At 46.2% G+C, this 12,547-nt stretch carries 9 protein-coding genes; 1 reads left to right on the top strand and 8 read right to left on the bottom strand.

Going from position 1 to position 12,547, the window contains the following annotated elements:
- The first annotated feature begins 40 nt into the window (after positions 1–40).
- On the top strand, positions 41–1,420 hold the full coding sequence (locus AB4351_RS16510; RefSeq protein WP_372126605.1) for a PhoH family protein: 1,380 nt from the start codon (positions 41–43) through the stop codon (positions 1,418–1,420).
- 108 nt (positions 1,421–1,528) lie between these two features.
- Here the strand turns inward: AB4351_RS16510 and tldD are convergent, their stop codons facing one another.
- The 8 genes from tldD to AB4351_RS16470 form a co-directional block, all read right to left on the bottom strand.
- Positions 1,529–2,974 (bottom strand): metalloprotease TldD, encoded by a 1,446-nt coding sequence (gene tldD / locus AB4351_RS16505; protein WP_017061366.1) that lies wholly within the window; start codon positions 2,972–2,974, stop codon positions 1,529–1,531.
- A 19-nt stretch (positions 2,975–2,993) separates the two neighbouring features.
- Positions 2,994–3,806, bottom strand: a complete 813-nt coding sequence (locus AB4351_RS16500; protein WP_017061365.1) for a carbon-nitrogen hydrolase family protein — start codon at positions 3,804–3,806, stop codon at positions 2,994–2,996.
- A 94-nt stretch (positions 3,807–3,900) separates the two neighbouring features.
- Positions 3,901–7,776, bottom strand: a complete 3,876-nt coding sequence (locus AB4351_RS16495; RefSeq protein WP_372126603.1) for a YhdP family protein — start codon at positions 7,774–7,776, stop codon at positions 3,901–3,903.
- A gap of 10 nt (positions 7,777–7,786) precedes the next feature.
- Positions 7,787–9,256, bottom strand: coding sequence for a ribonuclease G (rng, locus tag AB4351_RS16490; RefSeq protein WP_017061363.1), 1,470 nt, complete (start codon positions 9,254–9,256; stop codon positions 7,787–7,789).
- A gap of 20 nt (positions 9,257–9,276) precedes the next feature.
- A complete protein-coding gene (locus AB4351_RS16485) occupies positions 9,277–9,900 on the bottom strand; it encodes a nucleoside triphosphate pyrophosphatase (protein ID WP_372082783.1) in 624 nt (207 codons plus the stop codon).
- A 7-nt stretch (positions 9,901–9,907) separates the two neighbouring features.
- Entirely contained in the window at positions 9,908–10,396 is a 489-nt protein-coding gene (gene mreD, locus AB4351_RS16480) for a rod shape-determining protein MreD (protein ID WP_004735926.1), read from the bottom strand.
- Positions 10,386–11,273, bottom strand: a complete 888-nt coding sequence (mreC, locus tag AB4351_RS16475; RefSeq protein WP_048657962.1) for a rod shape-determining protein MreC — start codon at positions 11,271–11,273, stop codon at positions 10,386–10,388. Before mreC ends, mreD begins: the two co-directional genes overlap by 11 nt.
- Before the next feature lie 94 nt (positions 11,274–11,367).
- Complete coding sequence (locus tag AB4351_RS16470; RefSeq protein ID WP_017062957.1) at positions 11,368–12,411, bottom strand: rod shape-determining protein; 1,044 nt, start codon at positions 12,409–12,411, stop codon at positions 11,368–11,370.
- Positions 12,412–12,547 lie beyond the last annotated feature (136 nt).

Below are 12,547 nucleotides of genomic sequence, written 5' to 3'. Positions count from 1 at the left end.
AATGAATGCAAGGCAAGCCGCACGTCGGCAAGGAGATGCTATGGGCGAGACCAACCGGAAGCTATTTGTTTTAGACACCAATATCCTACTTCACGAACCCTTCGCTATATTTTCTTTCCAAGAGCACGATGTCGTTATCCCCATGACAGTGCTAGAAGAACTCGACAGAATCAAAGACAGTAAAAGAGACGTTGCTCGAGATGCGAGAATTGCGATTCGAACGCTCGAAGACCTGTTCAGGGAAGCCACACCAGACCAAATATCGGAAGGCATCCCTTTTTCTAAAGACATAAATGCATCTGGCAGTATTTCAATACTCGCTGACTACGAACTTCAAGAAAGCATCAAAGCCTTTGCCGATGACAAGGCGGGCGATAACCGAATCCTCAACGCTGTCCTCTATCTTCAAAATAAACGCGCACCACGCGAAGTGGTTCTCATCACCAAAGACATCAATATGCGTTTACGAGCAAAAGGCGCCGGTGTACGTTTTGTTGAAGACTATCAAACCGACCAACTGATTGATGATATCCAATATCTCACCAAAGGCTTTCAACAGCTCGAAGGCTCATTTTGGGATGGTATCGACAATGTCGAGAGCAGAAGTTTAGGTGGAAAGACACTGCACACCTTAGCTAGAGCGCCTTTTGAACCAACCTTCCTTAACCAATATGTGATTGATGAAGAGAGTGACTTTGCAGCAAGAGTTGAAGAGATTGATACCGAAACCATCACACTCAGGGACTTAAGCCGTGAACGCTTAATGAACAGAAGAGCTTGGGACATCACGCCAAAAAACATTTATCAAGGAATGGCGATTGATGCGCTGCTCGACCCTGATATTGATCTTGTGATTCTCACTGGCGCCGCAGGTAGTGGTAAGACACTGCTTGCTATGGCTGCTGCACTTGAACAAACCATTGAACGTAAGCAATTCGATAAGATCATCGTAACCCGCAACACCCCTGATATTGGTGAGTCGATAGGTTTCCTTCCGGGTACAGAGGAAGAGAAAATGTTGCCTTGGTTAGCCGCAGTGACCGATACACTGGAAGCGCTGCACAAGAACGACCACTGCACAGAAGGCTCGATGAAGTACATCTGTGACAAAGCCAATATCCAGTTCAAATCAATCAACTTCATGCGTGGCCGCTCGATTCAAAATGCCTTTGTGCTTTTGGATGAGTGTCAGAACCTCACCGCTTCACAGATAAAAACCATCATCACCCGTTGTGGTGAAGGTACTAAGATCGTCTGCTCAGGTAACTTAGCGCAGATAGATTCTTCTTACCTAACCCCTGTGACTTCAGGCTTAACCTACATGGTTGAGCGTTTTAAAAACTTCGAAGGCAGTGCCAACATCCACCTCAATGGTGTGGTGCGTAGCCGACTAGCTGAGTTTGCGGAAGAGAACATGTAGTGACTCTATACGCTCACTGAATCAGTAATCTAAAAACAAAAAGCGCCTCACATTGGAGGCGCTTTTCAATTTAATATTTTGAAGTAAGTCGGCAGAGGTTAGTCTGAATTACTCAGTACCACCAACGGTTAGCGAGTCTAGTTTCAATGTTGGTTGACCAACACCCACTGGCACACTTTGACCAGCCTTACCACACACACCCACACCACGGTCGATGCTTAGGTCGTTACCCACCATAGACACCTGCTGCATCGCTTCGATACCAGAACCGATTAGCGTCGCGCCTTTCACTGGGTGAGTGATCTTACCGTTTTCAATCATGTACGCTTCAGACGCTGAGAATACGAACTTACCTGATGTGATATCGACCTGACCGCCACCGAAGTTCGGTGCGTAGATACCTTTCTCAACCGTCGCGATGATCTCTTCCGGTGTGTGTTCGCCCGGTAGCATGTATGTATTCGTCATACGTGGCATTGGAAGATGCGCGTATGACTCACGACGACCATTACCTGTCGGTGCTACACCCATTAGACGAGCGTTCAGCTTATCTTGCATGTAACCTTTTAGGATGCCGTTTTCGATTAACGTATTGTACTGACCGTTAACACCTTCATCATCGACGTTCAATGAACCGCGTAGATCCGTTAATGTACCGTCATCGACAATCGTACATAGGCTTGAAGTTACTTGCTCACCAACTTTGCCGGAGAATACTGACGACTCTTTACGGTTGAAGTCGCCTTCTAAACCGTGGCCTACCGCTTCATGCAGCAGAACGCCCGGCCAACCAGAACCAAGAACCACAGGCATGGCACCAGCAGGCGCTGCAACCGCTTCAAGGTTAACTAATGCTTGGCGAATCGCTTCATCCGCAAATTGGTAAGCAACTTGAGTGCCTTTGTCATCACTTAAGAAGAAGTCGTAACCAAAACGGCCACCACCACCAGCGCTACCACGCTCACGACGATCACCCTTCTGTGCAAGTACGCTAATAGACAAGCGAACCAGCGGACGAATATCACCAGCGTAAGTGCCATCAGTCGCAGCAACCAGCATCTGCTCATGCACACCACTTAAACTCACCGATACTTCAGTCACCATCGGCTCTTTAGTGCGAATGTAAGCATCTAATGATTTTAGTAATTCTGTTTTCTGCTGTTTTTCCCAACTCGCAAGCGGGTTAACTGCATCATAGTAAGCTTGATTAGAGTTGCGTTTGAACGCTTGAACCTTGCCGTTTTGACCTTGTTTAGCAATACCACGAGCCGCAATTGCGCTCTGCTTAAGACCATCCAATTGGATTTGGTCAGAGTAAGCAAAACCAGTCTTTTCACCAGATACTGCACGAACGCCAACACCGCAATCGATATTGAAAGAGCCGTCTTTAATAATGCTGTCTTCTAGCACTAAAGATTCGTGCCAGCTTGACTGAAAGTAGATATCAGCATAATCAATTTGGCGGGTAGCAATACTCGCCAATGTATCTGCGATATTTTGCTCCGTAAGCCCTGTCGGGTTCAGTAGCGCTTCTTCAATTTGATTAATGCTCATAGATGGCTCTTGTTTGTAATTAAAATTGATTGGTAAATCGAGAGTGTTGCGCGATGGGCATATTTTGCCTAATGGACTCGCAACTGGATGTGTCTATCTCAACCACCATACTTTTAGGATCTTGGTCTAACTGTGCGACCACTCGTCCCCATGGATCAACCACCATTGAGTGTCCCCATGTTTCTCTTTGGCAAGGGTGTTTTCCGCCTTGACCTACCGCGACAATCCACGACTGTGTTTCAACCGCGCGGCATCTTAATAGTACTTCCCAGTGCGCTTGACCCGTTACCGCTGTAAAAGCCGCAGGCACCACAATGATTTGTGCCCCTTGCTTACGTAACTCTGAATACAAGTGTGGAAAGCGCACATCATAACAAATACTCAAACCTAAGCGACCAAAAGGCGTTTCCGCTGTCACAACTTGGTTGCCCGGAGTGAAAATATCCGACTCTCGATAGCACTTATGGGCGTCAGCGACATCCACATCAAACATGTGTAGCTTGTCGTAATGAGCAACGAGGCAACCAAAATCATCAATCACCAAGGTGGTGGTCGTCACTCCGTTAGTTGTGCTTATCGGCATACTGCCAATGACGATCCAAATTCTGTGAAGCTTTGCTAGCTCAGAGATTTTCTTTTGCAGTGGGCCATCATTAAAAGGCTCAGCACACTGGTGATAGTCGGCTTTACTGCCAAAAACTAACGCGTTTTCAGGGCAAACAACCCACTTAGCCCCCAACTCTTTGCACTTTGCAACTTCTTGAGCAAGGTACTCAAAGTTCAATTCAGGGCTGGGGCCAGATGTCATTTGAATCAACCCAACACAATCCATGTGTATCGCTCCTCCATTCATTATGATTCAGAAATCAGCATTTCACCGTATATTCGCTGACTCGGGCATAAGGTCTTTTCGGCTAATTTAAGGCCTATTCGGCTAATTTTCTCAGCTTCTCTGGCAGTTGAAACTCGCCAGAGCTACGAGAAAGTTCGCTCACCGTTGGTGAATCCAATGGTCCTTTCACCGAATAATTTACTTGGGTAAAGACTTCCACAACTGGCGAGATAACCGTGGTCACCGCCAATACGTACAGCGCCGTTTGAGGGGTTACCGCAAAGGCCGTTAATACGGGAATACCCGAGGTAATATCTGGGGTAAAGTTCACCTCAGCATCAACCTGACGCGTGTTGAGGTTAGCGATACCTTTGATTTTCATCTCACCTGCGACCGCATCCATGTTCAGATCATTGGTCAGGAAGATACCATTTTGAATCTCGCCCGTTCCGGTGATGCTGTTGAAGGCCATACCTTTATCAAACACATCTGAGAAATCGAGCTGCATCTTACGGATGATCGAATCTAGGCTAAACAGGCCAAGTAATCGAGCTGCGCCGCTCACATCCGAGATAATGCCTTTACCAAACTTGGTTTTAACGTTGCCATCAAGGGTATCCATTTTGATTCCCCAAGGCGAACCATCCCAATTTAGTTGACCTTCCAACGCGAATGGCGCTTTTTGAATCCCGGAAGTAATACCAAAGCGCTCCATGAGCTCGCTGTTGTTTTCACCTTCAACATCAACGGTTAACGATGAATGACTCTTGTCACCTTGCAGTTCCCACCAGCCACTCACATCCGCTTTGTTACCGCCGCTTCGCACCTGGATTTTGTTCCACTCGATACGATCTTCGTTCCTCGTCATTTCAACATCGACCTTACCCACCTTGTAGCCTTGCAGCCAAAAGTCGTTCAGCGTCAGGGTCAGGTTTGGCATCGCATCGTGGATCTCTCTATCCAATTTGGATATCAATGGCGCAGCTTGTTCTTTACGTTGCAGCAGTTGCTGATCTTGGTTGTTCTTATCACTCCACTCAGGAACAAACAGATGCAGACGATCCAGTGAAACTGTCAAATCATAAGGAGGCAGGTAGTTAATATCCCCTTCTAGCTCTTGGCTAGACACTTCCATTTGCCACGCCTGTTTGTTCTTACTAGCACTAAAATCGACGTCATTCCAAGAGATACCACCCAAGATCAGCTCTTTACTCTCAAAGGTAATACGGCTTGGCGCAGGTATGGTTGGCGTGTTCATTTGACTAAGTACAGCCGTTGAAGGCTTTACCGGTTCCATTACAACCGATAACCAATCATCGGCATTGAATTTGTCTGTACGAATCAGGGCGTGATGGCCCACCACCGGGCTAATTTTGTAGCCACCGCGACCAAGCACTAAGTTGGTCGCCGTTAACTCAGGCACGTCGCCTGTGATATCAATCTCAGCTTGGTACTTGGTGTTTGGCAATTGCAGGCGCGCGGTAATCGTCTCTTGGTTACCCGATGCCTGTAGCCTTGCAGAGCCACTTTCTAGTGATTTTTTCGCCAATGGATATGGGTAATCACTCGCCAAGTATTTTAGGTCTGACTGTAAGTCTAGTTGGTAGGTAAAGCCGATATCATTCAGCTGGATATCAATCTGGCTTTGCCATTGCGCATGACCTGATAAGCGGCTTAACCATTGCTCACCGATGTAAGGTTCTAGAGGCTTGACGTCCCAATCACCTAACACATCAATATCAACTGCATAGCCAGGACCATCATTAAGGCCCTTAAAATCAAGCGAGATACCTTGGTTAAGCAGATCCGCAGCGAGGCCATTTGCCGTCACTACGTCATTATCAAATTCAATTCGACCCGTGGTGTTCTCGAGCACCATTGGCGGCGCTTCAATCTCAACATGGTTGCCACTTAAGTCGGCGTAACCCCATGCTCTTGCTTCTTTTTCAGAATCAAACGGAATATTCAGCTGGAACTCAGAAGAGACATCACCACTCACTTGAAGTGCGGTTAAGGCTGCGCCTACCGAGCCCACCAGTGGCGAAGACGTCATGTAATCGCGTACTGCGTTGCCAGACGCCGTCGCTTTAGCTTCAATTTCAATATGGCCGCCTTCCCCTAAATAAGGAATGCGTCCTGTGATTCGATCTGCCGTCACATCCATCAGTTGAGCTGAGCGAGAATCCAGATGCATCGCATCATTTTCAAACAACAGATCAAGCTGAAGATCAGTAATCAGTGGCCACGCGGTATCAAAGCTGAATTTCGCATCTTCTAAGCCAACCCAAACCTGGAAAATACCATCGTGGTTAGTGTATGGGTATTGAGACAAATCACCATGCCACAACAGTTTTACGGTATCCGCTTTACCGGCTTGAATCGCAGTTGAAAGGTAGTCTGTTAGATCTTGCCCAAGAGCCAGTGTAGGTAAGTAGCGCCATGTTTCACCGACATTGTAAGCGTCCGCTTCGCCGTAGAAGGATAAAAACGGGCTCGCATCTTTTGGGAAGTCTAAGCGGAATGCGCCTAGTACTTGTAAATCGGGGGTGGCAGCTGTGATTTTGTCTGACCACAGCTTCCAGCCGTTTTCATCTTGCTGCCAAACAATATCAACCTGACCTTGTTTGATATTCAAAGGCGCTTGGAATACGTCACCATAAGGGAACACATCGTCAATAACATGCAGGCTAGCTTTCGCTTCCGAGGCCGAACCAAACACGCTACCGGACACTTGGCTAAAGCCTGGGACTAGTTCCCACTGCTCGATAGCAAGATCAGAGAAGCTCGCTGAATAACGCAGACTCTCGATACCTGAATCCATGGATACGCGAAGATCAGAAACAGAGCCGCCCGGTGACAAGACATTTATCATTTTGGTGGATTGTTCTGAATCAGGCAGTAGCTTAATCAGTGGAGTAATTGTCTCAATATTGAGTTCAGAGACATTCAACTCCCAAGGACCTTTGTTCCACTTAAACGCCACATCCAGTTCTGACCAAGGCGTATCGTCAGTTCTCAAATTAAGTGAGTGACCATTTACTTGCCAACCATCATCAATCGGAGACAACTTAAAGACGCCGGATTCAAGCATCAAGTCATGCTTGCCATCTTCGTTCCATGTTAATTCCGAAGGCAGAACTTCAACATAAGCGCTCACAGGTTTGCTATTACGCAGTGTTAGCCAGCTATTTAAGCTCACTGTACCCGTTTCAATGCCGGATTCCGCCTGCATATAATGCGTAAGCCATGGCTTAACAGAAATACTGTCGGCACTGACATAAAACTCACCAGTCACATCAGTCAGTGACCCACCATCAATAAAGTTAGCACTCACTGACAGAGAGTTTAGATTGGCACCTTTGATACTCACCACACCTTCAGCAAGGTGATGTTTGTCTGAGTTTTGCCATTTTAAGGTTTCTATATCGAGCTGACGTTCTTCACCCGAAACAGAGTGATAAAGAATAGAAGAATCTTTTACAGTTACATCGACGAGTGTTTTTAGCAGTAAATTATCGAGCTCTTGCATCGCTCGCTGGGAAGAGCCAGAATCTTTAGGCTCATCTTTGCCATTTTGCCCAGCAAACAGCTCAATTGAGCGGATATCAAGATACATTTGATTCATGACCAACTCGGCCACAACCGGGCGCATCTGTACGACCGATTGAATCAAGTCAAACTCGACTTCAACACGCTCGACAGAAAAGCTCACATCTTCCGCATTGGGAAGGCTGGCTTTAACGCCTTGCAGAGCAATAGAGGGGTGAGTGTTACGCCAAAAACCGCCCACGTCTTGAATCGAAAAATCAAAACCGGAGTGTTGGTTTACCCAAAGCTCAATTTCAGATTGATACTTGTTTAAATTGGGCAAGGCTACACGCAGTGTAGTAACGGCAATGGCTAGCGTTACTAAGAGAGTAACCACTAACCATAAACATGCACGTAGAATCAGAGTAACGCTTGAGCTCACAAAATTTCCATTACATCATAACAACATCAAACTGCTCTTGTATGTACAGAGGCTCAGCCTGGATTTTAACTTGCTTACCAATAAAGACTTCAAGCTCCGCAAGCGCATGAGATTCATCGCCCTCTAACGCCTCAGCTACGGCAGCTGCCGCATAGACCACAAATTTATCGGCGTCGTACGCACGATTCACTCGCGTGATCTCTCGAAGAATTTCATAACAAACGGTTTCAACTGTCTTCACACTGCCGCGGCCTTCACAAGCAGGACAGCTCGAACATAGGATATGCTCAATACTTTCACGAGTACGTTTACGAGTCATCTCAACCAACCCAAGCTGCGTGAAGCCATTAATATTGGTTTTCACACGGTCTTTGTCGAGCGCAGCCTCTAAAGAAGTTAGTACTCGCTTACGATGTTCCTCAGACAACATATCAATAAAGTCGATAATGATGATGCCACCTAAGTTACGTAGACGCAGCTGACGAGCAATCGCTTGAGTCGCTTCTACATTGGTGTTGAAAATCGTCTCTTCTAGATTACGACGACCAACAAACGCGCCAGTGTTGATATCAACCGTGGTCATCGCTTCAGTTTGGTCGATAATCAGATATCCACCAGACTTTAATTCGACTTTACGATCCAATGAACGCTGAATTTCGTTCTCGGTATCGTACATATCAAAGATAGGCTTATCACCTTCATACAGCTCAAGCTTGTCTGTCAGCTCAGGCACGTATTCAGAGGTAAACTCTTTTAGGTTTTCATATTCTAGACGAGAATCGACCTGAATCTTGCTCAGCTCAGTACCGACAAAGTCACGCAAGATACGCTGGCTTAAGCAAAGCTCACCGTACAAGCGAGTACGCGCCTTGTGCTTACCACGACGCTCTAATACTTTTAGCCATAATCGCTTCAAGAATGCGGCATCTTGTGCCAACTCATTTGAATCTGCACCTTCTGCGGCAGTGCGGATGATGAAGCCACCATGTTCGTCACAGTAACGAGACACGACTTTTTTAAGACGGTTACGTTCAGACTCGCTGTCGATACGTTGAGATACACCAACATGACTTGCGCCCGGCATAAATACCAGATAACGAGACGGTAGAGTGATATCAGTGGTTAAGCGAGCACCTTTAGTACCAAGAGGGTCTTTGACCACTTGCACCACAATGTCTTGCCCTTGACGGACAAGCTCTGAAATATCACGAACCTGAAATTGTTTCTTTTCGTTTTCAGCGACACATTCAGTGTGTGGGACAATATCAGAGGCGTGTAAAAAAGCTGCTTTCTCAAGGCCTATATCCACAAAAGCCGCCTGCATTCCCGGAAGAACACGGCTTACACGTCCTTTATAGATATTTCCTACGATACCGCGTCGAGCATCTCGTTCGACATGGATCTCTTGAAGAGCCCCCCCTTCAATCATGGCCACACGAGTTTCACTCGGGGTCACGTTCAGCAACAATTCAGCACTCATGGTGCACCTCAGGTTAGTAATTATAAGAATTCTTGCAGTAGCTGGTCCGTTTCAAATAAAGGTAAGCCGACAACGGCGTAATAACTACCTTCGATTCGGGTGACAAAGCGTCCGCCCAAACCTTGGATCCCATAGCTACCGGCTTTATCGCATGGCTCCCCTGTTTGCCAGTATTGTTCTATTTCTTTTTCACTGAGGGGTTTAAACCATACGTCGGTAATAATGATTTCTGTTCTTTGTTTTTCTTCTGAAACCACAGAAACCGCCGTCATCACTTGGTGACGTTCATTCGCTAACTGAGTAAGCATACGCTTAGAGTCAGCAAAATCGCAGGGCTTCTCAAGTACTTGCCCTTGACTAACAACGACGGTATCAGAACCAAGAACGACTATATCAGAGCCATTATCTACAGTATCAGAACTAGGAACGACATGCTGCCTTTCAGAAGGGTTATCTTTTAATAAAGACAACGCAGCTAAAGCTTTATCTAAAGATAGTCGCTTAACATATTCTTCGGCGGTTTCTTGAGCGTGTTTACACTCTTCAACATCGGTTACGAGGACAGAAAACTCATAACCGAGTTGAGATAGCAATTCTTTGCGGCGTGGAGAGCCGGATGCCAAAACTAAATGTTTCTTTTCCATCGTCACGCTACCTCACATGCCAATGGCGACGCACGCGTCTCATTAATAAAAACATCCAAGGCCAAAGTATACAGTTTATCAATGCGCTCCATAACGATAACGGATTGAAAACAACATCTTGGATCAAATATTCACCAAAGAAGATCAACACCTCAAACAAGACCGTTAACGCGGCAATGATCATCGCTTGCTGCCATAACGCCATGTTACGAATGACGAGGAAGTTCATCGCAATAATGTACATCACTATTGCCATCATCATGCCTCGAATACCCAGAGTAGAGCCGATCAAAAGGTCCCACAATAAGCCTAGAATCAAAGCACTACCTACGTTAACACGATGTGGCAGAGCCAAAACCCAGTAACACGTAACCAGCAGCAACCAAGATGGTCTAAATAGATCTAAGCTACCAGGCCAAGGGATCGTTTGCAGAATAAGGGCTACTAAAAATGAGCAGCCAATTACGACCTTGCTTCTTAAAACGCTATTGGCCATCTTCATCCTCTAACAATGCTTGTTCTATGCTGGATTGATCCGCTTGCATCTGTTTATTTTCATCAGGCCATACAAGCAGCAAGTATCTGAGCTTGTCGAACTCAACCACAGGCTCTGCTTTGATCACAGCGAATTCTCGTTTCGGGTCGTAATCAACGGCAGTAACATAGGCGACTGGGTAACCTTCTGGATACACCCCACCAAGACCCGATGTCACCAACAGATCTTCTTCTTGTATATCGGTACTGGTTGGAATGTGCTCTAGCTGGATCTCATCAATCATGCCATTGCCCGAAGCAATCACACGGATGTCATTACGAATAACCTGAACAGGAATCGCATTGTTTGCATCAGTGAGTAGTAATACACGACTATTATGAGCAGCAACGAAAGTGACTTGGCCGACAATGCCTTTTTCGTTGATCACCGGCTGACCTTCATACACCCCATCAATCTGACCTTTGTCGATCACGACTTGATGGCGATATGGTGAAGTGTCTACCGCCATAACTTCTGTGACGACTTTCTTCTCATCACGGATAAACGGCGAGCCTAACAGCTTACGAAGGCGCTTGTTTTCTTCTTGATATTGCTCAAGCAGAATCAGCTCGCTCTTCAGACGCAAGACTTCTCGTTTAATATTATGGTTAGATTCAATTAACCCTTTGCGAGTGCTAAAACGGTCGTAAACACCATCGAACATAGTGCGAGGCAAGTTGGCTGCATATTGAATAGGCGCAACCATGCTGTTTAATAGATAGCGAACATTTGAGAAAGCATCTAAACGACTATCAGCCAGCATAAGGCTGGCTGATAAAATTACAGCAAAAAACAGGCGCAATTGTAGAGAGGGACCTCTACCAAAAATTGGCTTCATTCTATATTTGGTCCTAGAGCTACATTTGATCCTATAGACAAGGTCCTAGGCTCTTTACATAAAACTAGATAAGAAAAGAGCCTAACACTAGATATTATTCTTCGCTGAACAGATCGCCGCCGTGCATGTCGATCATCTCTAGAGCTTTACCGCCACCTAGAGCAACACACGTTAATGGCTCTTCTGCAACAACAACAGGGATACCTGTTTCTTCTGTTAACAGACGATCAAGGTCTTTAAGCAGTGCACCACCACCCGTTAGTACCATACCGTTTTCTGAGATATCAGAAGCCAGCTCTGGTGGACACTGTTCAAGTGCAACCATCACTGCAGATACGATGCCAGATAGAGGCTCTTGAAGTGCTTCAAGGATTTCGTTTGAGTTTAGGCTAAAGCTACGAGGCACACCTTCAGCAAGGTTACGACCACGTACTTCGATCTCTTCGACTTCATCGCCAGGGTAAGCTGAACCGATTTCGTGTTTGATCTTCTCTGCTGTCGCTTCACCGATCAAGCTGCCGTAGTTACGACGAACGTAGTTGATGATCGCTTCATCAAAACGGTCACCACCAATGCGAACAGAAGACGAGTAAACCACACCGTTCAGTGAGATAACCGCAACTTCAGTAGTACCACCACCGATATCAACAACCATTGAACCTGTTGGCTCAGAGACACGTAGGCCAGCACCAATCGCAGCAGCCATAGGCTCATCGATTAGGTAAACCTCACGAGCACCAGCACCTAACGCTGATTCACGGATAGCACGACGCTCAACCTGTGTTGAACCACAAGGTACACAAACCAAAACACGAGGACTTGGTTTAAGCACACTGTTGTCATGCACTTGTTTGATGAAGTGCTGAAGCATTTTTTCCGTTACGTAAAAGTCGGCAATTACACCGTCTTTCATTGGACGGATCGCTGAGATGTTACCAGGCGTACGACCAAGCATTTGCTTAGCAGCGTGGCCAACAGCAGCGACACTCTTTGCAGAACCCGCACGATCTTGGCGAATAGCTACAACTGAAGGCTCATCAAGAACAATGCCTTGGCCTTTTACATAAATAAGGGTATTGGCTGTACCTAAATCAATCGATAGGTCGTTTGAAAACATGCCACGAAGTTTTTTAAACATATTCTTCGCTCATCCTGCAAGAATTAGAAGACAAAAATTGCACTAAATGTACCAATGCCTTGCTGTTACGGCAAGGCATTGAAGTACAAACATGGACTGAAACCCGCAATTTCTTACAGATTCCTAACTTAAGGGG

It is taken from the genome of Vibrio sp. 10N.261.51.F11 (assembly GCF_041471665.1).
In the GTDB taxonomy this organism is placed as follows: domain Bacteria; phylum Pseudomonadota; class Gammaproteobacteria; order Enterobacterales; family Vibrionaceae; genus Vibrio; species Vibrio crassostreae_C.
Note: the sequence above shows the minus strand (reverse complement) of the source record. Positions and strands in the feature narration are given on the sequence as shown.